This window comes from Pseudomonas baetica, from assembly GCF_051216495.1.
Taxonomy (GTDB): Bacteria; Pseudomonadota; Gammaproteobacteria; order Pseudomonadales; family Pseudomonadaceae; genus Aquipseudomonas; species Aquipseudomonas baetica_B.
On sequence record NZ_JBPKAM010000050.1, the window covers coordinates 16,169 to 34,792 of the forward strand.

General features: G+C 61.1%; 22 protein-coding genes. 20 read left to right on the forward strand and 2 right to left on the reverse strand.

From position 1 onward, the window contains the following. Window positions 1-2 precede the first annotated feature (2 nt). From ACSFE6_RS18215 to ACSFE6_RS18245, 7 genes are all read left to right on the forward strand, one after another. A complete protein-coding gene (locus tag ACSFE6_RS18215; RefSeq protein ID WP_435428922.1) occupies window positions 3-1,133 on the forward strand; it encodes a protein-glutamate methylesterase/protein-glutamine glutaminase in 1,131 nt (376 codons plus the stop codon). Further along, window positions 1,133-1,873, forward strand: coding sequence for a flagellar motor protein (locus tag ACSFE6_RS18220; protein ID WP_435428923.1), 741 nt, complete (start codon window positions 1,133-1,135; stop codon window positions 1,871-1,873). Before ACSFE6_RS18215 ends, ACSFE6_RS18220 begins: the two co-directional genes overlap by 1 nt. A gap of 15 nt (window positions 1,874-1,888) precedes the next feature. Continuing rightward, window positions 1,889-2,779, forward strand: a complete 891-nt coding sequence (gene motD, locus ACSFE6_RS18225; protein WP_435428924.1) for a flagellar motor protein MotD — start codon at window positions 1,889-1,891, stop codon at window positions 2,777-2,779. 39 nt (window positions 2,780-2,818) lie between these two features. Then, window positions 2,819-3,607: a ParA family protein gene (locus ACSFE6_RS18230; RefSeq protein WP_435428925.1), complete on the forward strand. Its 789-nt coding sequence runs from the start codon at window positions 2,819-2,821 to the stop codon at window positions 3,605-3,607. A 132-nt stretch (window positions 3,608-3,739) separates the two neighbouring features. Then, the gene (locus ACSFE6_RS18235) at window positions 3,740-4,708 is read left to right on the forward strand and encodes a CheW domain-containing protein (RefSeq protein WP_435428926.1); all 969 of its coding nucleotides are present in this window, start codon (window positions 3,740-3,742) and stop codon (window positions 4,706-4,708) included. Between the two features lie 85 nt (window positions 4,709-4,793). After that, window positions 4,794-5,279 (forward strand): chemotaxis protein CheW, encoded by a 486-nt coding sequence (locus tag ACSFE6_RS18240; protein WP_007980742.1) that lies wholly within the window; start codon window positions 4,794-4,796, stop codon window positions 5,277-5,279. After that, window positions 5,280-5,672, forward strand: a complete 393-nt coding sequence (locus ACSFE6_RS18245) for a DUF2802 domain-containing protein (protein WP_435428927.1) — start codon at window positions 5,280-5,282, stop codon at window positions 5,670-5,672. Window positions 5,673-5,935: 263 nt separating this feature from the next. Here ACSFE6_RS18245 and ACSFE6_RS18250 read toward each other — a convergent pair whose 3' ends face one another. Both ACSFE6_RS18250 and ACSFE6_RS18255 read right to left on the reverse strand, forming a co-directional pair. Next, on the reverse strand, window positions 5,936-6,265 hold the full coding sequence (locus ACSFE6_RS18250) for an EscU/YscU/HrcU family type III secretion system export apparatus switch protein (RefSeq protein WP_435428928.1): 330 nt from the start codon (window positions 6,263-6,265) through the stop codon (window positions 5,936-5,938). Then, window positions 6,262-7,836: a flagellar hook-length control protein FliK gene (locus ACSFE6_RS18255; protein WP_435428929.1), complete on the reverse strand. Its 1,575-nt coding sequence runs from the start codon at window positions 7,834-7,836 to the stop codon at window positions 6,262-6,264. Before ACSFE6_RS18255 ends, ACSFE6_RS18250 begins: the two co-directional genes overlap by 4 nt. Before the next feature lie 198 nt (window positions 7,837-8,034). On the opposite strand from ACSFE6_RS18255, the gene ccmA reads away from it, so the two are divergent. The 13 genes from ccmA (at window position 8,035) to phnE (ending at window position 18,589) form a co-directional block, all read left to right on the forward strand. Then, window positions 8,035-8,670: a cytochrome c biogenesis heme-transporting ATPase CcmA gene (gene ccmA / locus ACSFE6_RS18260; protein ID WP_435428930.1), complete on the forward strand. Its 636-nt coding sequence runs from the start codon at window positions 8,035-8,037 to the stop codon at window positions 8,668-8,670. Then, window positions 8,667-9,335 (forward strand): heme exporter protein CcmB, encoded by a 669-nt coding sequence (ccmB, locus tag ACSFE6_RS18265; protein ID WP_096515229.1) that lies wholly within the window; start codon window positions 8,667-8,669, stop codon window positions 9,333-9,335. Before ccmA ends, ccmB begins: the two co-directional genes overlap by 4 nt. Before the next feature lie 91 nt (window positions 9,336-9,426). Further along, on the forward strand, window positions 9,427-10,182 hold the full coding sequence (locus ACSFE6_RS18270) for a heme ABC transporter permease (protein WP_435428931.1): 756 nt from the start codon (window positions 9,427-9,429) through the stop codon (window positions 10,180-10,182). Then, on the forward strand, window positions 10,179-10,355 hold the full coding sequence (gene ccmD / locus ACSFE6_RS18275; RefSeq protein WP_008055370.1) for a heme exporter protein CcmD: 177 nt from the start codon (window positions 10,179-10,181) through the stop codon (window positions 10,353-10,355). Before ACSFE6_RS18270 ends, ccmD begins: the two co-directional genes overlap by 4 nt. After that, the gene (gene ccmE, locus ACSFE6_RS18280) at window positions 10,352-10,807 is read left to right on the forward strand and encodes a cytochrome c maturation protein CcmE (protein WP_435428932.1); all 456 of its coding nucleotides are present in this window, start codon (window positions 10,352-10,354) and stop codon (window positions 10,805-10,807) included. The genes ccmD and ccmE overlap by 4 nt, the downstream gene beginning before the upstream one ends. Before the next feature lie 3 nt (window positions 10,808-10,810). Beyond that, on the forward strand, window positions 10,811-12,799 hold the full coding sequence (locus ACSFE6_RS18285) for a heme lyase CcmF/NrfE family subunit (RefSeq protein WP_435428933.1): 1,989 nt from the start codon (window positions 10,811-10,813) through the stop codon (window positions 12,797-12,799). Then, window positions 12,796-13,332, forward strand: a complete 537-nt coding sequence (locus ACSFE6_RS18290) for a DsbE family thiol:disulfide interchange protein (RefSeq protein WP_435428934.1) — start codon at window positions 12,796-12,798, stop codon at window positions 13,330-13,332. The genes ACSFE6_RS18285 and ACSFE6_RS18290 overlap by 4 nt, the downstream gene beginning before the upstream one ends. Then, window positions 13,329-13,799, forward strand: a complete 471-nt coding sequence (locus tag ACSFE6_RS18295; RefSeq protein ID WP_435428935.1) for a cytochrome c-type biogenesis protein — start codon at window positions 13,329-13,331, stop codon at window positions 13,797-13,799. The genes ACSFE6_RS18290 and ACSFE6_RS18295 overlap by 4 nt, the downstream gene beginning before the upstream one ends. After that, entirely contained in the window at window positions 13,796-14,998 is a 1,203-nt protein-coding gene (ccmI, locus tag ACSFE6_RS18300; protein ID WP_435428936.1) for a c-type cytochrome biogenesis protein CcmI, read from the forward strand. Before ACSFE6_RS18295 ends, ccmI begins: the two co-directional genes overlap by 4 nt. 14 nt (window positions 14,999-15,012) lie before the next feature. After that, window positions 15,013-15,420: a hypothetical protein gene (locus ACSFE6_RS18305; RefSeq protein WP_435428937.1), complete on the forward strand. Its 408-nt coding sequence runs from the start codon at window positions 15,013-15,015 to the stop codon at window positions 15,418-15,420. 357 nt (window positions 15,421-15,777) lie between these two features. Continuing rightward, complete coding sequence (phnC, locus tag ACSFE6_RS18310; RefSeq protein WP_435428938.1) at window positions 15,778-16,611, forward strand: phosphonate ABC transporter ATP-binding protein; 834 nt, start codon at window positions 15,778-15,780, stop codon at window positions 16,609-16,611. Between the two features lie 43 nt (window positions 16,612-16,654). Continuing rightward, window positions 16,655-17,665: a phosphonate ABC transporter substrate-binding protein gene (gene phnD, locus ACSFE6_RS18315; protein ID WP_435428939.1), complete on the forward strand. Its 1,011-nt coding sequence runs from the start codon at window positions 16,655-16,657 to the stop codon at window positions 17,663-17,665. 141 nt (window positions 17,666-17,806) lie between these two features. Then, window positions 17,807-18,589 carry a phosphonate ABC transporter, permease protein PhnE gene (gene phnE, locus ACSFE6_RS18320; protein ID WP_435428940.1) on the forward strand — a complete coding sequence of 261 codons (783 nt, stop codon included), beginning with the start codon at window positions 17,807-17,809 and terminating at the stop codon, window positions 18,587-18,589. The last annotated feature ends 35 nt before the right edge of the window (window positions 18,590-18,624 follow it).

An 18,624-nucleotide genomic window follows, 5' to 3' on the forward strand; every position in this document is an offset into this window, starting at 1 on the left:
TTATGGCAGTCAAAGTCCTGGTGGTGGACGATTCGGGGTTTTTCCGCCGCCGCGTCTCGGAAATTCTTTCAGCGGATTCGAATATCCAGGTCGTCGGTACGGCGACCAACGGAAAAGAGGCGATCGATCAGGCGCTGGCCCTCAAGCCGGACGTGATCACCATGGACTACGAGATGCCGATGATGGACGGCATCACGGCCGTGCGGCACATCATGCAGCGCTGCCCGACCCCGGTCTTGATGTTTTCCTCGCTGACCCACGAAGGCGCCCGGGTCACCCTCGATGCGCTGGACGCCGGCGCGGTGGACTTCCTGCCGAAGAACTTCGAAGACATCTCGCGCAACCCCGAGAAGGTCAAGCAACTGCTGTGCGAGAAGATTCTCAGCATTTCGCGCAGTAACCGCCGGGTCAGCGCCTACAGTGCACCGGCTCCGGTCGCCGCTCCTGCGCCGACATCAACGCCTTCGAGCATTGGCAGTTACGGCGCCAGTGCGCCGGTGCGTCCAGCGCCGGCACCGATTCCTGCCCGTGCGCATGCGCCGAGCCCTTCGTCGCCTGCGCCGAAACGTAAAGCTTACAAACTGGTCGCTATCGGTACCTCCACTGGCGGCCCGGTGGCCCTGCAGCGGGTGTTGACCCAATTGCCGGCCAGCTTCCCGGCGCCGATCGTGCTGATCCAGCACATGCCGGCGGCCTTCACCAAGGCTTTTGCCGAACGTCTGGACAAGCTCTGCCGCATCAGCGTCAAGGAAGCCGAGGATGGCGACATCCTGCGTCCGGGCCTGGCGTTGCTGGCGCCGGGTGGCAAGCAGATGATGATCGACGGCCGTGGCGCGGTGAAAATCCTGCCGGGCGACGAGCGCTTGAACTACAAGCCGTGCGTGGACATCACCTTCGGATCGGCGGCCAAATCCTACGGTGACAAAGTTCTGGCGGTCGTACTGACCGGCATGGGCGCCGACGGTCGCGAAGGCGCGCGCCTGCTCAAGCAGGGCGGCAGTTCGATCTGGGCCCAGGATGAAGCCAGCTGCGTGATCTACGGCATGCCGATGGCCATCGTCAAAGCCGAGCTCGCCGACGCGGTGTACAGCCTGGATGACATCGGCAAACACCTGGTCGAGGCCTGTATCTGATGGATGTTCTCAGCCTTATCGGCATCATCATGGCGTTCGTCGCCATCATCGGCGGCAACTACCTCGAAGGCGGCCACCTCGGCGCGCTGGCCAACGGTCCGGCGGCGTTGATCGTACTCGGCGGCACCATCGGCGCGGCGTTGCTGCAATCGCCGATGAGCGCCTTCAAGCGGGCCATGCAGATTCTGGCGTGGATTCTGTTTCCACCACGCGTCGACCTGGCCGGTGGCATCGACCGCGTCGTCAACTGGAGCCTGACCGCGCGCAAGGAAGGCTTGCTCGGACTGGAAGGGGTGGCGGATACCGAGCCCGACAGCTACTCGCGCAAAGGCCTGCAACTGCTGGTGGACGGCGCTGAACCTGAAGCCATCCGCAGCATCCTGGAAGTGGATTTCTACACCCAGGAAACCCGTGATATCGAAGCGGCCAAAGTCTTTGAAAGCATGGGCGGCTACGCGCCGACCATCGGCATCATCGGTGCGGTGATGGGCCTGATTCACGTGATGGGCAACCTCGGTGATCCCTCGCAACTGGGTAACGGCATCGCCGTGGCCTTCGTTGCCACCATCTACGGCGTGGCCAGTGCCAACCTGGTGCTGCTGCCGATTGCCGCCAAACTGAAGTCCATCGCATTACGTCAGTCGCGTTATCGCGAAATGTTGCTGGAAGGCATCCTGTCGATCGCCGAAGGTGAAAACCCTCGCTCCATTGAGTTGAAGCTTCAGGGCTTCATGGATTGAGGGGAGTAATGGACTATGGCCCGTCGTCGCCAGCATGAAGAACACGTCAACCACGAACGCTGGTTGGTGTCCTACGCCGACTTCATCACCTTGCTGTTCGCGTTTTTTGTGGTGATGTACTCGATCTCTTCGGTCAACGAAGGCAAGTACAAGATCATTTCCGAGGCGTTGATCGGAGTCTTCACCGATGCCGACCGCGCCCTCAAGCCGATTCCCATCGGCGACGAGCGGCCGAAGACCGTGACCCCGGCCAAGCCACTGGTCAAGGATGCCGATCAGGTTGACGCCGGTATCGCCGGTGCGAGCGATCCGCTGAAAAGCATCGCCGATGACATCAGCGCTGCGTTTGGTGACCTGATCAGTTCCAACCAGATGACCGTGCGCGGTAACGAGCTGTGGGTCGAGATCGAACTTAACTCCAGCCTGTTGTTCGGCAGTGGCGATGCCATGCCCAGCGACATCGCCTTCAACATCATCGACAAGGTCGCGGCGATCCTGAAGCCGTTCGACAACCCGATTCACGTCGAAGGCTTTACCGACGATCAACCCATTCGCACCGCGCAGTACCCGACCAACTGGGAGCTGTCGTCGGCCCGTTCGGCGAGCATCGTGCGCATGCTGGCGATGCAGGGCGTGAACCCCGGTCGACTGGCGTCGGTGGGCTACGGTGAATTCCAGCCGGTGGCCAACAACGCCACGGCCGAGGGCCGGGCGCGCAACCGTCGCGTGGTGCTGGTGGTGTCGCGCAATCTTGACGTGCGCCGCAGTCTCACCGGCACCGGTACCGCTCATACCACACCCGATGCCGCATTGAAGCGGGCTGGCACACAAACTGCACCGACCCCGGTCAAGTCGCCGGTTCGAGAGAACGCCGTCAATTCTCCGTCACCCGCATTAACACGTTGAGCTATTTCCCGGTCGAACCGGCCGGGAGGAACAATCCGAATGAGAGTCTGGGCAGTCGCCAATCAAAAGGGTGGTGTCGGTAAAACCACTTCCTCCATCGCTTTAGCCGGTTTGCTGGCCGAGGCGGGCAAGCGCGTGGTCGTGGTCGACCTCGACCCCCATGGCTCGATGACCAGCTATTTCGGTTACGATCCCGACAGCCTGGAACACAGCAACTACGACCTGTTCCTGCACAAAGGCAGCGTGCCTCAGGGGCTGCCCGGACAGTTGCTGCTGTCCACCAGTGACGAACGCATTTCCCTGTTGCCGTCGAGTACCGCGCTGGCGACCCTTGAGCGCCAATCGCCGGGCCAGAGCGGCCTAGGCCTGGTGATCGCCAAGAGCCTGGCGCAGTTGTGGCAGGACTTCGATTACGCGGTCATCGACAGCCCACCGTTGCTCGGCGTGCTGATGGTCAATGCCTTGGCGGCAAGCCAGCAGCTGGTGATCCCGGTGCAGACCGAGCACTTGGCCGTCAAAGGCCTGGAACGCATGGTCAACACCTTGGCGATGATCAATCGATCCCGTAAGCAATCCTTGCCATTCACCATCGTGCCGACCCTGTTCGACCGTCGTACGCAAGCGTCCTTGGGAACACTGCGAGTACTGCGCGACAAGTTTCCGGAAGAAATCTGGCAAGGCTATATCCCGGTGGACACGCGCTTGCGCGATGCCAGCCGCGCCGGCCTGACACCTTCGCAATTCGACGGCAAGAGCCGTGGGGTTCTGGCCTATCGCGCACTGCTCAAGCAACTGCTGGCGGCACAACTCGTTCCGCAGGTGGCCTGACATGAACCCGATCCCTGTAGGAGCGAGCTTGCTCGCGATGGACGAAAACGATAACGCGGGAAACCTGACACCCCGTGGCGCTCTCAGGTTCATCGCGAGCAAGCTCGCTCCTACAGAAGCAGGTGCGCACGCATGAACCGGCCGTTGAAAATCACGTCGCGTCCGCAACTGGCATTGCAGTCGTATTTAGACAGTTTGCTGGAGGACGTGCCTGAGGAACTGACTCTGCCTGTCGAGGCTGTGTCAGAAGAGTCTGCGGTTGAAGCTGTACTCGACGAATTCCACGCAGCGGTACTCGAAGAACAGGCCCGCGATGCCCGCACAGCTGCTGCTGTTGCAGCGCCGGTATTGGCAGCGCCAGCGAAGATCGCTCCCGTCGCCGTTATAGAGGCTGCACCACCTGTAATGGCCCCGGTTTCCACAATCGCTCCGTTGCTCAAAGCGTTGGTGCCGCCCCCCGTCGAGGTTCCACCGCCACAGGAGCTAGCCATCTTCGAGGTGCAGCCGGTGCAGGTGCCCGTGGCGGTCGAGGTGGAACAAACCCTGGTGCCGCCGGTGGTCGAAGTCCACCTACCGCCGAGCAACACACCACCTCCGGTGGAAACCGACGGTCGCCCGACCTGGGCAGCCGAGCCTTTCGAATGCCTGCTGTTCGATGTCGCCGGCCTGACCTTGGCGGTGCCGCTGGTGTGTCTGGGGTCGATTTATTCCCTGGCCGGCCACGAGTTGACACCGTTGTTCGGTCAGCCTGAGTGGTTCCTCGGCATCCTGCCGAGCCAGGCGGGCAACCTGAAGGTTCTGGACACCGCGCGTTGGGTGATGCCCGACCGTTATCGCGACGACTTCAAGCAGGGCCTGCAATACGTGATATCGGTTCAGGGCTACGAGTGGGGGTTGGCGGTGCATCAGGTCAGCCGCTCGTTGCGCCTGGACCCGAACGAGATCAAATGGCGCAGTCACCGTGGTCAACGGCCGTGGCTGGCGGGCACCGTGATCGAACACATGTGTGCGTTGCTCGACGTGTCCGAATTGGCCGAGCTGATCGCCAGCGGCGGGGCAAAGCACATGGGCGGCAGCAAGCCGGTCCAAAAGTTGAAATGAGATCTGCACAACAAACAGGCGACGGCATTCGAATGCCGCAGCACCGAACACACACCGCCACGGCGGTTTTTCGAGGGGTCAGGGTATGAACGATAAGGCGACGGCGGCAAAAGGGTCCGAAGATCCGATCCTGCAATGGGTCACTTTCAAGCTGGACAACGAAACCTACGGCATCAACGTGATGCGCGTTCAGGAAGTCCTGCGCTACACCGAAATCGCCCCGGTGCCGGGTGCCCCAAGCTACGTGCTGGGCATCATCAACCTGCGCGGTAACGTGGTCACCGTGATCGACACCCGTCAGCGCTTCGGCCTGATGAATGCCGAAATCAGCGACAACACCCGCATCGTCATCATCGAGGCCGACAAGCAGGTTGTCGGGATCATGGTCGACAGCGTGGCCGAAGTGGTTTACCTGCGTCAGTCGGAAATCGAAACCGCACCGAACGTCGGTAACGAAGAGTCCGCCAAGTTCATCCAGGGTGTGTGCAACAAGAACAACGAACTGCTGATCCTTGTCGAGCTGGACAAGATGATGAGCGAAGAAGAATGGTCGGAACTGGAGAGTATCTGATTGATCCTCGAGGTTGCGGTCATTGTCCTGTTCCTGTTTTGGGCAGGCACGCTGGCAATGTTCCTGGCGTACATTCGCGATCAACGCAAGATCGCCGCGCAACAGGCTCAGGGGGATGCGCTGCGTGATCAGCGCATCAAGGACCTGGCTAAAAGCGTCGAGGACTATCAGAACGGCAACGTGCGCATGGGTGAAGACCTGCACGAGCTACGTGCCATTGTCGCGCCATTGCCGGACAAGCTCGCTCAACTGGAGCAACGCGACCCTACCAGCCTGTCGTTCGCCCAGGCGGCGCGACTGGTCGGGATGGGCGCCAGCGTCGACGAACTGACCCAGTCCTGCGGCTTGACTCAGGCTGAGGCGGAGTTGATGAGCAAGCTGCACAAGAACTGAGTGTTGCGATTCGGCTGAAATCGCTTTCGCGAGCAGGCTCGCTCCCACAAAGGATCGAGGTGGACACAAAATCCGTGAACACCTCCAATCCCCTGTGGGAGTGAGCCTGCTCGCGATGGCGGTGTATCAGGCGCCTCGATGTTGAATCTACCGGCCTCATCGCGGGCAAGCCCGCTCCCACAGTGATTGATGGTGTACACACAATCTGAGTACGACTCTAAACCTGTGGGAGCGGGCTTGCCCGCGATGGCGTCCTTGAATGCTCAGTAATCATCCCCGCGATCAGTAACATCCTTCTCAACCATCGGCGCATCCGAATCCTGCCCCGCCGGAAACTTGCCCTTCAGGTTCCACGCAAACGCAATGATCTCCGCAATCGTGCGATACAACTCCTCCGGAATACTGTCTCCCAGCTCCATGCGAGCCAACAGCCTCACCAACTCGGCGTTTTCGTAAATCGGCACTTCATATTCGCGGGCGATCCTGAGAATTTCTTCCGCCAGCTCTTCGTCGCCCTTGGCGGTGAGGGTCGGGGCATGGGTGCCGTCGTATTTGAGGGCGATGGCCTGGCGTGGGGCGTTGGGATTGTTCATGCGGTTTCGTCGACCCAGCGTTGATCAAGGCGGGTTTGCGGGCCTTGGGGCGGTTTGCCTTGATGGCAATCGAGATCGCCGACGTTAAGGCCCGAGGCTAGCAGGCGTTGGCGCAGTGCGGCCAGATTGTTTTCGATGAGGCTGGCGGTGTACGGCCGTTCCGCCCACAACTGGCTGGACAGGCTGCCCTCGATCAGTTGTGCCTGAATCTGCATCGGCCCCAGGGGCTCCATGTCGAAGGCCAGTTCGACACGCCACAGTTGTTGCTTGGGTTCGCGTTCGTCACGGCGTTCGTGCGGTTGTTCTTTCTCAGGCAGCTCTTCGCGCTGGAACTTGATCTGCAAGGGCACGATGTCTTGCAGGTTGCGCATCGGCACCTCCAGCTGCCAGGTGCTCATCAGCCGCCCGTCGCTGGTGACGCCGGTCTGCTCCAGGCTTGACAGTTGATGGCTTTGCAGGCGTGAAACCGCTGCCGCGGCCAGGCGCAGCAAGTGTTCGAGATCGTCTTCGCCCTCGGCGCTTTGCAGGAGGCGTTCGGGTAGCGGAAAACCAGTCGGCGAGGGTTTGGCGCTGACCTGCCCGAGCATGCCCAAGGCGTTGCGCACGAAGCTCGGCATGGCCTGGGCCAGGGTGTTGGCGGCGATGATCGCGCTGAGGTTGTTGCTGGCCGGCAACCCCGGCGTCAGTTGTGCGATCAGTTTGAGCAGATCGCCTTTCATGTCGGGGGCGAGTGCGGGGTTCTGTCCGGTCAGCAGTTTCGATTCGAGGAACGCACCGCTGCCGGCCAGTGCCAAGGCAAGGCCTTTGGGTGTGCTCAGTTGTTGAATGTCCGGCAGGCCGGCGAGCAACTTGTCCACGGCGGCGCGCAGGTCGCTGGAGGTCTGATTCGAAGGCGGCAGGTTTTGCAGAAGTTTGAGCAGTCCATCCAGCGAACCCTGGCGGCTGGTCTGGCTGACCAGTTGCTGGGTCACGGCCAATTGCTCCTGGCGGCTGCTCAAGGGCACGAACTTGAGCGTCTGGGTGTCCTGCACCTGAGCGCTGAGCAAGGTGCCTATTCGCAACGGCTGCGGGCTGTCGATGCTCAGGGTGCTGCCGGAAAGGGCAGTATTGAGCAGGCTCACCATCGAACGAAATACCGTCGGTTGACCCGGGACTTGCGGCAGCACCTGGGAGGTCAGCACTTTGCCCTGCAACAGGGTGCCGACTGGCAGTTGCGCGGTGTCGAGGCGGGTGAGGGTGGCGACGCTGGAGGCGATGGCCTGCTGCACGGTGATGGCCAGGTTGCCCGCCGAAGGCTGGGTGACCGCGATGCTTGTGCCCTGGGCCAATGGCTGATTGCTGGTGGCCTGCACGGTGGTCTGGCGTCCGCTGTCCAGGGTGACTTTGAGCAACAACTGAAAAGTCTGATCGGCCTGCTTGAGCGACAACACTTCCGCTTTGGCAGTCTGACCGGCGGTGATCAGTCCTTCGATAGGCGTCAACAGCTTGAGCAACTCGCCACTGACTGCCAGCGGACGCGTGGTCGCCGGGGTGGTCTGCGGTAGCGGGAGGATGTTCATTTCGCCTGTCATACGCGGTCACAACCTTGGGAAAATGCGCTCTTTAGAGTAGGAAATGGCATGTATAATGCCGCCCCGTTGTATACAGAGTGCCGGAAACATTGCAATTATTTGACGCAGCTCTCTAGTTCGGGCCGCCAATACAACTATTCTGCATCTCTTTAACGGCCGCGCCAGAGCCGACTTGAACCGTATAAGGCCCGTGAACCCTTGACCAGTCCAGTCCTGCAAACCGTTGCCCTTGCCTGTGAGCGAGACCTCCGGCTGCTTTTCGAAAATCTCGATTTGAGACTGGCCAGTGGCGAAATGGTACAGATCAGCGGCCCCAACGGCAGTGGCAAGTCCAGCTTGCTGCGCCTGCTTTCGGGGTTGATGCACCCGACAGCCGGTCAGGTGCTGCTCAATGGCCAACCGCTCAACGAACAGCGCACCGAGCTGGCGCGCAACCTGCTGTGGATCGGTCATGCGGCGGGGATCAAGGATTTGCTGACGCCGGAAGAGAACCTGAGCTGGCTCTGTGCCCTGCATCAACCGGCCTCCCATGAAGCGATCTGGCAAGCGCTGGCGGCCGTGGGATTGCGCGGTTTCGAAGATGTTCCCTGTCACACCCTGTCCGCCGGCCAGCAGCGTCGCGTCGCACTGGCGCGCCTGTACCTCGACAGCCCGCCGCTGTGGATTCTCGACGAGCCGTTCACCGCGCTCGACAAGCAAGGCGTGGCCCAATTGGAAGAGCACCTGGCCGGCCACTGCGAACGCGGCGGCATGGTGGTGTTGACCACTCACCACACACTGAGCCGGATGCCGGCCAGTTATCGCGACATCGATCTGGGGAAATGGGCCGTATGAGTGTGTTTGGCCTGTTGGTTGCCCGTGAGGCCCGTTTGCTGTTCCGCCGACCTGCGGAGCTGGCCAATCCGTTGGTGTTCTTCGCCATCGTGGTTTCGCTGTTCCCGTTGGCGGTCGGTCCTGAGTCTCAATTGTTGCAAACCTTGTCTCCGGGGCTGGTCTGGGTGGCGGCGCTTTTATCGGTCCTGCTCTCGCTGGACGGGCTTTTCCGCAGTGATTTCGAAGATGGATCGCTGGAGCAGTGGGTCCTTTCGCCGCACCCCCTGCCTCTTCTGGTTTTGGCCAAGGTGCTGGCACACTGGTCTTTTTCCGGGCTGGCACTGGTTTTGCTCGCACCCTTGCTGGCGTTGATGCTCGGTTTGCCTGCCGCCTGTCTGCCGGTGTTGCTGCTTTCTCTATTGCTGGGTACACCGGTGCTGAGCCTGCTCGGTGCGGTGGGCGCGGCGTTGACCGTCGGTTTGAAGCGCGGAGGCCTGTTGCTGGCGCTATTGATTCTGCCGTTGTACATCCCGGTGTTGATTCTCGGCAGTGGCGCCTTGCAGGCCGCCTTGCAGGGCATGCCGGCGACCGGTTATCTGTTGTGGCTTGGTAGCCTGACCGCCCTGGCGATAACCCTGACACCCTTTGCAATAGCCGCTGGCCTGAAGATCAGCGTCGGCGAATAATAATGAGGTCTGGTTATTTTTTGACCGCTTTTTGTTTTAAAAAGGCAGACCCTGGCTCTACACAGTAAAGAGCAACCGTGATGGAAACAGTATGAACTGGACGTGGTTTCACAAGCTCGGCTCACCCAAGTGGTTCTACGGCATCAGCGGCAGAATGTTGCCGTGGCTGAGCATCGCAGCGTTGCTGCTGATCGGCGTTGGCGTGGTCTGGGGCCTGGCGTTCGCGCCACCCGACTATCAGCAGGGCAACAGCTTTCGCATCATCTACATCCACGTTCCCGCTGCCATGCTGGCGCAGTCCATTTATGTGATGGCGGCGGTGTGCGGCATCGTCGGGCTGGTGTGGAAAATGAAACTGGCCGACGTCGCCCTGCAATGCGCGGCGCCCATCGGTGCCTGGATGACCGCCGTGGCGCTGGTCACCGGTGCCATTTGGGGCAAGCCGACCTGGGGCTCGTGGTGGGTCTGGGATGCGCGACTGACGTCGATGCTGATTCTTCTGTTCCTGTACTTCGGTCTTATTGCGCTGGGCAACGCCATCAGCAATCGTGACAGCGCGGCCAAGGCCTGCGCGGTGCTGGCGATTGTCGGGGTGATCAACATCCCGATCATCAAATACTCAGTGGAGTGGTGGAACACCCTGCACCAGGGCGCGACCTTCACCCTCACCGAAAAACCGGCGATGCCCGCCGAGATGTGGCTGCCGCTGCTGCTGACGGCACTGGGTTTCTACTGTTTCTTCGGCGCGGTGTTGTTGCTGCGCATGCGCCTGGAAGTGCTCAAGCGCGAGTCGCGGGCCAGTTGGGTCAAGGCCGAAGTGGAAAACAGCCTGGAGGTCGTTCGATGAGTTTTGCGTCATTCGGCGACTTCCTCGCCATGGGCCATCACGGCCTGTATGTCTGGTCGGCCTATGGCATCTGCCTGGCGGTGCTGGCCCTCAACGTGGCGGCGCCGATCCTGGCCCGCAAGCGGTATCTGCAACAAGAGGCGCGTCGTCTGCGCCGGGAGAACGGCAAGTGAATCCGCTGCGTAAAAAGCGTCTTACCATCATTCTGGCGATTCTGGTTGGGGTCGGCGCTGCCGTCGGCCTGGCCCTGAGCGCCCTGCAACAAAACATCAATCTGTTCTATACACCGACCCAGATTGCCAACGGCGAAGCGCCCCATGACACGCGCATTCGCGCCGGCGGTATGGTCGAGGCCGGTTCGTTACAGCGCTCCAGCGATTCGCTGGATGTGAAGTTCGTCGTCACCGACTTCAATAAATCCGTGACCATCATGTATCGCGGCATCCTCCCGGATCTGTTCCGCGAAGGGCAGGGCATCGTCGCCCTGGGCAAAATCAATGCCGATGGCGTGGTGGTAGCCGATGAAGTACTGGCCAAGCACGACGAGAAGTACATGCCGCCGGAAGTGACCAAGGCGTTGAAAGACAGTGGTCAATCCGCTCCAACACCCGCGAAGGAGGGTTGATCCATGACTTCCGGCATATTTATTCCAGAGTTGGGCCACCTGGCCATGATCCTGGCGCTGTGCTTCGCCTTGGCGCAGGCCGTGGTGCCATTGCTCGGTGCCTGGCGCGGTGACCGTCTGTGGATGAGTCTGGCCCAGCCCGCCGCGTGGGGGCAGTTCACCTTCCTGGCGTTCGCCTTCGGTTGCCTGACCTATGCCTTCATGGTTGACGACTTCTCCGTCGCCTATGTAGCCAACAACTCCAACAGCGCCTTGCCTTGGTACTACAAGTTCAGCGCCGTCTGGGGCGCCCACGAAGGTTCGCTGCTGTTGTGGGCCTTGATTCTCGGTGGCTGGACCTTTGCAGTTTCGGTTTTTTCGCGACAGTTGCCGCAGGTCATGCTGGCCCGCGTACTGGCGGTGATGGGCATGATCAGCACCGGTTTCCTGCTGTTCCTGATCGTGACCTCGAACCCGTTCAAGCGCATCCTGCCGCAAGTGCCAAGCGACGGTGCCGACCTCAACCCGCTGTTGCAGGACATTGGCCTGATCGTTCACCCGCCGATGTTGTACATGGGCTACGTCGGTTTCTCGGTGGCTTTTGCATTCGCCATCGCGGCGCTGATGGGCGGTCGTCTGGATGCGGCATGGGCACGCTGGTCGCGTCCGTGGACCATCGTCGCCTGGGCCTTCCTCGGCATCGGCATCACCCTCGGTTCGTGGTGGGCCTACTACGAACTCGGCTGGGGTGGCTGGTGGTTCTGGGATCCGGTGGAAAACGCTTCCTTCATGCCTTGGCTGGTGGGCACCGCGTTGATTCACTCGTTGGCGGTCACGGAAAAGCGTGGCGTGTTCAAGAGCTGGACCGTGTTGCTGGCCATTGCCGCGTTCTCGCTGAGCTTGCTGGGCACCTTCCTCGTGCGTTCCGGCGTGCTGACCTCGGTGCACGCGTTTGCCTCCGATCCTGAGCGCGGCGTGTTCATCCTGATGTTCCTGTTGTTCGTGGTTGGCGGTTCGCTGACGCTGTTCGCCTTGCGGGCGCCGGTGGTCAAGAGCCAAGTCGGCTTTAACCTCTGGTCCCGGGAAACCCTGTTGCTGGGCAACAACCTGGTGCTGGTGGTGGCCGCTTCGATGATCCTGCTCGGCACCTTGTACCCGCTGATTCTCGATGCGATGACCGGTGCCAAGCTGTCGGTCGGCCCGCCGTACTTCAACGCGCTGTTCATCCCGTTGATGGCTTTGTTGATGGTGGTGATGGCGGTCGGCGTGATCGTGCGCTGGAAAGACACCCCGGTGAAGTGGCTGATGAGCATGCTGACCCCGGTACTGCTCGGCAGTACCGCGCTGGCGGTGGTGGCCGGCATCGCGTACGGCGATTTCAACTGGGCGGTGCTCGCGACCTTCCTGCTCTCCGCCTGGGTGTTGTTGGCCGGTGTGCGTGACATCTTCGACAAGACGCGCCACAAAGGCCTGATCAAAGGTTTGCCGACCCTGACCCGCAGTTATTGGGGCATGCAGCTGGCGCACCTGGGTATCGCGGTCTGCGCCCTGGGCGTGGTGCTGTCGAGCCAGAACAGCGCCGAGCGCGACCTGCGCCTGGCGCCGGGCGAATCCATGGACCTGGGCGGTTATCAGTTCGTGTTCGAAGGCGCCAAGCACTTCGAAGGCCCGAACTTCACTTCCGACAAGGGCACTGTCCGGGTGATCCGTGACGGCCAGGAAGTCAGCGTGCTGCACCCGGAAAAACGCCTCTACACCGTGCAGAACTCGGTAATGACCGAAGCCGGGATTGATGCCGGATTCACCCGTGACCTCTACGTTGCTCTGGGCGAGCCGTTGGGTGATGGCGCCTGGGCGGTGCGGGTTCACGTCAAACCGTTCGTGCGCTGGATCTGGTTCGGTGGGTTGCTCACCGGTCTGGGCGGATTGTTGGCGGCGCTGGACCGGCGTTATCGGGTCAAGGTTAAAACCCGTGTGCGCGAAGCACTGGGCATGAGTGGAGCCACTGCATGAAACGTTGGTTGATGCTGTTGCCACTGGCGATTTTTCTGGTGGTCGCTGTTTTCCTGTATCGCGGTCTGTACCTGGACCCGGCCGAGCTGCCTTCGGCGATGATTGGCAAGCCTTTTCCGGAGTTTTCCCTGCCGGCGGTGCAGGGCGACAAGACCCTGACCCGCGCCGATATCCTCGGTAAACCGGCGTTGGTCAACGTCTGGGGTACCTGGTGCATTTCCTGCCGGGTCGAGCACCCGGTGCTGAACAAACTGGCCGAGAAAGGCGTGGTGATCTATGGCATCAACTACAAGGACGTCAATGCCGATGCCTTGAAGTGGCTGGCGGAATTCCACAATCCGTATCAGCTGGATATCCGCGACGATGAAGGCACGCTGGGCCTGAACCTCGGTGTGTACGGCGCGCCGGAAACCTTCTTCATCGACGCCAAGGGCATCATTCGCGACAAGTTCGTCGGGGTGATCGACGAGCAGGTCTGGCGTGAAAAACTGGCAGCCAAATATCAGGCGCTGGTCGACGAGGCCAAACCATGAAGCGCTGGCTCGCCGCTGTAGTCCTGGGGTTGAGCATGGCCGGCGTGGCTCATGCCGCCATCGACACCTATGAGTTCGCCAAGGAAGGGGATCGCGAGCGTTTTCGCGAGCTGACCAAAGAGCTGCGTTGCCCCAAGTGTCAGAACCAGGACATCGCCGACTCCAATGCACCGATCGCCGCCGACCTGCGCAAAGAGATCTACCGCATGCTCGGCGAGGGCAAGGACAACCAGCAGATCATCGACTTCATGGTCGATCGCTACGGTGATTTTGTCCGCTACAAACCGGCGCTGAACGCCAAGACCGCGCTGCTCTGGTTCGGACCCGCCGGCCTGCTGCTGGGCGGTGTCGTGATCATTGCGGTGATTGTTCGCCGTCGTCGCGCACAACGTGCCGAAACCCCGGGCTCGCTTTCTGTCGAGGAACGCAAGCGCCTCGACCAACTGTTGGATAAAAACCAAGAATGATTGATTTCTGGCTCGCTGCAGGTTTGCTGCTTCTGGTGGCCCTGAGTTTTCTGCTGATCCCCGTTCTGCGTCATCGTCGCGCCCAGCTCGAAGAGGATCGTACCGCCCTGAACGTGGCGCTCTATCAGGAGCGCGTGGCTGAGTTACAGGCTCAGCAGGAAGAGGGTGTTCTCGATGCCGCGCAAATGGACGCCGGACGCGCCGAAGCCGCCCGTGAATTGCTCGCCGATACCGAAGGCGTTGCCGCACCGCAAGTTTCGCGCCTGGGCAAACCAGCGCCGCTGCTGGCGGCGATCCTGGTGCCGCTGCTGGGCCTGGGCTTGTACCTGCATTTCGGAGCCAGCGACAAAGTCGAGCTGACCCGGGAATTCTCCCATGCACCGCAGTCGATGGAAGAGATGACCCAGCGTCTGGAGCGCGCGGTCGCGGCGCAGCCGGACTCCGCCGAAGCCCTGTACTTCCTCGGTCGCACCTATATGACCCAGGATCGCCCCGCCGACGCGGCGAAGATCTTCGAGCGCACCGCCAACCTGGCCGGTCGCCAGCCTGAACTCCTGGGGCAATGGGCTCAGGCCCAGTACTTCGCCGATGGCAGGAAATGGTCGGACAAGATTCAGGCGCTGACCGACGAAGCCTTGAAGGCCGATCCGAAAGAAGTCACCAGCCTAGGCCTGTTGGGCATCGCGGCGTTCGAAGGTCAGCGTTATCAGGAGGCGATCGATTACTGGAATCGTCTGTTGGAGCAACTGCCGCCAGAAGACAAATCCCGAATCGCACTGGAGGGCGGTATCGCCCGCGCCACGGAAAAACTGGTGGCGAGCGGTGGCAAGGTGGCCCCTGCACCGGTGGCCAAGGCTGCTGCGTTACTCAAGGTCCAGGTGGATTTGGCGGCCGACCTCAAGGGCAAGGTTCAACCAGGTGACAGTGTATTCATTTTCGCCCGCGCCACCTCCGGCCCACCGGCGCCACTGGCGGCCAAACGCCTGACCGTGGCCGACCTGCCAGCGACCGTCGAGCTGGGCGATGCCGATGCAATGATGCCGCAGTTGAAACTGTCGAACTTCCCTGAAGTCCAACTGGTTGCGCGCATTTCCCGTGCCGGCAAACCAACGGCCGGGGAATGGATCGGTCGCAGCCAGCCGTTGGCCAGCAGCACCACCGCGCCACAAAAACTGACCATCGACAGCCCGGACAAATGACAGGAAACGCCACCATGACCGCCATCGCTCGTATCGCCTTGCTCAGTGTTGTTTTGGGGTTGAGTGCTTGTGCGGTCCAACAACCCGAGTCTCCGTCGCACCTGCCACCGATTCCGCCCTCGCAACCCAAGCCGACGCCGTCAACCTCGCCGACTCCGAGCAAACCGAGCATCCCGGCCAAGCCAGCCAAACCGCTGCCGCGCACCTCTGCCAGCTTTGCGCCGCCGCCGGGAGGCAACAGCCATTGGGATCCGAAACTGGGGGTTTATGTGCTGGATGATCAGCCCAATACCTTTTATCGCCAACGGACTTATTACCGTTGGGATAATGGCTGGAGCCGTTCAATCAGCCCGAAAGGGCCTTGGGAAGAGACGGATATCCATGGTGTGCCTGGGGGGCTTGGGCGTCAGTTTGGGCAATAACGCTAAAGGCGACCTTCGGGTCGCCTTTTTCTTGGCCGCAGAAATTTTTTTGCCAGACCACCGCTGAACCCTGTGGGAGCTGGCTTTCGCAGATGTACCCAATCCCTTGTGGGAGCGAGCCTGCTCGCGAAGGCGGTGGGTCATGCAGCATAGATGTTGATTGATCTGGCCCCTTCGCGAGCAGGCTCGCTCCCACAGGTATTGCAGTGACCCACACTCGCTCAACCTTTCACAAAACCTTCATCAAATAGTTAATCCAGCGACATGTGCGAGTCATAGGGCTGACATGCCCGGTGCCTAAAGTCTGTTGAACTCAAATGCGGCCATGGACGGCCGTTCAACCAGACAGAGAAGCCCATGAACGCAGCTATCCATGTCGATCATCTGAACAAGACCTTTGCGCGCAAGACCGCACTGGTCGACCTCGAACTGACCATCGCGGCCGGTGAGATGGTCGCGCTGATCGGCGCGTCCGGCTCCGGCAAATCCACCCTGTTGCGCCACCTCGCGGGCCTGGCCTGTTGCGACCGCAACAATGGCGGCAGCGTCAAGGTGCTGGGGCGGGAAGTGCAGGCCAGCGGACGGCTCAATGGCAAGGTGCGGCGCCTGCGCGCCGACATCGGCTACATCTTCCAGCAGTTCAACCTGGTCAATCGCCTGAGCGTGCTCGACAACGTGCTGCTCGGCTGCCTGGGGCGCATGCCGCGCTGGCGTGGCAATTTGAGCCTGTTCAATGCCGAGGAAAAGCAGTTCGCCCTGGAGTCCCTGGACCGTGTCGGCCTGGCCGATCTGGCGGCGCAGCGGGCCTCGACCCTGTCCGGCGGCCAGCAGCAACGCGTGGCGATTGCCCGGGCGCTGACTCAAAGGGCCGAAGTGATTCTGGCGGATGAACCGATTGCTTCCCTCGACCCCGAGTCGGCGCGCAAGGTCATGGAAATCCTTGCCGACATCAACCGACGCGACGGCAAGACCGTGGTGGTCACCCTGCATCAAGTCGACTACGCCACCCGATATTGCCCGCGTGCCGTGGCGCTCAAGGGCGGACGCATTCATTTCGACGGCCGCGCCGCTGAGCTGAGTGGCCAGTTCCTCAACGATTTGTACGGTGCCGACATCGACACCAGCCTGATGTGTTCCGACCAGCTTCGTCCCGCCGAAGCGCTCCCCCGGCTGGTCATGGCGCGTGCTTGAACAACCTTCGATTCCCAACCGTTCACCCTCAGGAAACCCTTCCATGTTGAACCGTATCGGTCGCGTTTTTGCTGTTGCAGCCCTCGCTGCCAACTGTGTACTGGGCACTGCCCAGGCTGAAGAAAAAGCCATCAACTTCGGCATCATGTCCACCGAGTCGTCGCAGAACCTCAAGAGCATCTGGCAGCCGTTTCTCGATGACATGCAGAAGCAGACCGGGCTGAAGGTCAACGCCACCTTCGCCTCTGACTATGCCGGCCTGATCCAGGGCATGCGCTTCAACAAGGTCGACGTCGCCTGGCTGGGCAACAAGGCCGCCATCGAAGCGGTGGACCGCTCCAATGGCGAAATCTTCGCCCAGACCGCCGCCGCCAGCGGTGCCGCCGGCTACTGGAGCGTGTTGATCGCGCGCAAGGACAGCCCGATCAACTCCGTCGATGACATGCTGAAAAACGCCAAAACCCTGACATTCGGCAACGGCGACCCGAACTCCACCTCGGGCTATCTGGTGCCGGGCTACTACGTGTTCGCCAAGAACAACGTCGATGCCGCCACCGCGTTCAAGCGCACCCTCAACTCCAGCCATGAGGTCAACGCCCTGAGCGTGGCCAAGGGACAATTGGATGTGGCGACCTTCAACACCGAAAGCTGGGATCGCCTGGAAGTCACCCAGCCGGACAAGGCTGCGATGCTCAAGGTGATCTGGAAGTCGCCACTGATCCCCGCCGACCCGCTGGTGTGGAGCAAGGCCCTGGGCGACAGCGAGAAGCAGAAGATCCGCGATTTCATCTTCAGCTATGGCGACACCGATTCCGAGAAAGCCGTGCTCAAGGGCATGCAACTGGGCAAGTTCCTGAAATCCAGCGACGACCAGTTGCTGCCGATCCGCCAGCTTGAGCTGTTCAAGCAGCGCACCACGATCAGCGCCGATACCAAGCTTGAAGCAGCGGACAAGACCAAAAAGTTGGCCGACATCGATGCCGAACTGGCCAAGTTGCAAGAGCGCATCACCTTGCTCGAAAAAACCGCCGAGAAGGCCGCAAACAACGGCTAACCCTGTAGGAGCGAGCTCTGCTCGCGATGCACGCAAGGGCACCGTGTTTCTCCAGGTTTCCCGCGTCATCGTTAACGACCATCGCGAGCAGAGCTCGCTCCTACAAGTTTTTGTACCAGGCATTTTCTTAGAGAAGCACCTATGACCACTCTGCACGCTGAAGCAGTCGGCAAGCGCACCTGGCCGCAGTACGCCGGTTGGGGCCTGTTCCTGGTCCTGCTGGCCTGGGCCTGGCACGGCGCCGAAATGAATCCGATGGCGCTGTACCGCGACTCGGGAAACATGGCGACCTTCGCCGCGGATTTCTTTCCGCCGGATTTCCATGAATGGCGCATGTACCTCAAGGAAATGATCGTCACCGTACAAATCGCCCTATGGGGCACGGTGCTGGCGATTGCCTGCTCGGTGCCGCTGGGCATTCTCTGTTCGGAGAACATCACCCCCTGGTGGATTCACCAACCGCTGCGTCGGGTGATGGACGCCTTCCGTTCGATCAATGAAATGGTCTTCGCCATGTTGTTTGTGGTGGCGGTCGGCCTGGGTCCATTCGCCGGCGTCCTGGCGTTGTGGATCAGCACCACCGGTGTACTCGCCAAGCTGTTCGCCGAAGCCGTGGAAGCGATTGATCCGGGACCCGTGGAAGGGGTTCGTGCCACTGGCGCCAGTGCCTTGCAGGAAGTGATCTGGGGCGTGATCCCGCAAGTGATGCCGCTGTGGGTGTCTTACGCGCTGTACCGCTTCGAGGCCAACGTGCGCTCGGCCACGGTGGTGGGAATGGTTGGGGCTGGCGGTATCGGCGTGATCCTCTGGGAAAACATCCGTGCCTTCCAGTTCGTCCAGACCTGCGCCGTGTTGCTGGTGATCATCGTCGTGGTGAGCCTGATCGACATTTTTTCGCAACGCCTGCGCAAGCAGTACATCTGATTTTTCGGAGGGGTGCCTGCGGGCGCTTTTTTTAA

Excerpts from the sequence above, each read along its gene's own strand:
- ACSFE6_RS18215 (WP_435428922.1), top strand. The coding sequence starts at position 3 with ATGGCAGTCAAAGTCCTGGTGGTGGACGATTCGGGGTTTTTCCGCCGC.
- ACSFE6_RS18220 (WP_435428923.1), top strand. The coding sequence starts at position 1,133 with ATGGATGTTCTCAGCCTTATCGGCATCATCATGGCGTTCGTCGCCATC.
- motD (WP_435428924.1), top strand. The coding sequence starts at position 1,889 with ATGGCCCGTCGTCGCCAGCATGAAGAACACGTCAACCACGAACGCTGG.
- ACSFE6_RS18230 (WP_435428925.1), top strand. The coding sequence starts at position 2,819 with ATGAGAGTCTGGGCAGTCGCCAATCAAAAGGGTGGTGTCGGTAAAACC.
- ACSFE6_RS18235 (WP_435428926.1), top strand. The coding sequence starts at position 3,740 with ATGAACCGGCCGTTGAAAATCACGTCGCGTCCGCAACTGGCATTGCAG.
- ACSFE6_RS18240 (WP_007980742.1), top strand. The coding sequence starts at position 4,794 with ATGAACGATAAGGCGACGGCGGCAAAAGGGTCCGAAGATCCGATCCTG.
- ACSFE6_RS18250 (WP_435428928.1), bottom strand. The coding sequence starts at position 6,265 with ATGAACAATCCCAACGCCCCACGCCAGGCCATCGCCCTCAAATACGAC.
- ACSFE6_RS18255 (WP_435428929.1), bottom strand. The coding sequence starts at position 7,836 with ATGACAGGCGAAATGAACATCCTCCCGCTACCGCAGACCACCCCGGCG.
- ccmB (WP_096515229.1), top strand. The coding sequence starts at position 8,667 with ATGAGTGTGTTTGGCCTGTTGGTTGCCCGTGAGGCCCGTTTGCTGTTC.
- ACSFE6_RS18270 (WP_435428931.1), top strand. The coding sequence starts at position 9,427 with ATGAACTGGACGTGGTTTCACAAGCTCGGCTCACCCAAGTGGTTCTAC.
- ccmD (WP_008055370.1), top strand. The coding sequence starts at position 10,179 with ATGAGTTTTGCGTCATTCGGCGACTTCCTCGCCATGGGCCATCACGGC.
- ACSFE6_RS18285 (WP_435428933.1), top strand. The coding sequence starts at position 10,811 with ATGACTTCCGGCATATTTATTCCAGAGTTGGGCCACCTGGCCATGATC.
- ACSFE6_RS18290 (WP_435428934.1), top strand. The coding sequence starts at position 12,796 with ATGAAACGTTGGTTGATGCTGTTGCCACTGGCGATTTTTCTGGTGGTC.
- ACSFE6_RS18295 (WP_435428935.1), top strand. The coding sequence starts at position 13,329 with ATGAAGCGCTGGCTCGCCGCTGTAGTCCTGGGGTTGAGCATGGCCGGC.
- ccmI (WP_435428936.1), top strand. The coding sequence starts at position 13,796 with ATGATTGATTTCTGGCTCGCTGCAGGTTTGCTGCTTCTGGTGGCCCTG.
- ACSFE6_RS18305 (WP_435428937.1), top strand. The coding sequence starts at position 15,013 with ATGACCGCCATCGCTCGTATCGCCTTGCTCAGTGTTGTTTTGGGGTTG.
- phnC (WP_435428938.1), top strand. The coding sequence starts at position 15,778 with ATGAACGCAGCTATCCATGTCGATCATCTGAACAAGACCTTTGCGCGC.
- phnD (WP_435428939.1), top strand. The coding sequence starts at position 16,655 with ATGTTGAACCGTATCGGTCGCGTTTTTGCTGTTGCAGCCCTCGCTGCC.
- phnE (WP_435428940.1), top strand. The coding sequence starts at position 17,807 with ATGACCACTCTGCACGCTGAAGCAGTCGGCAAGCGCACCTGGCCGCAG.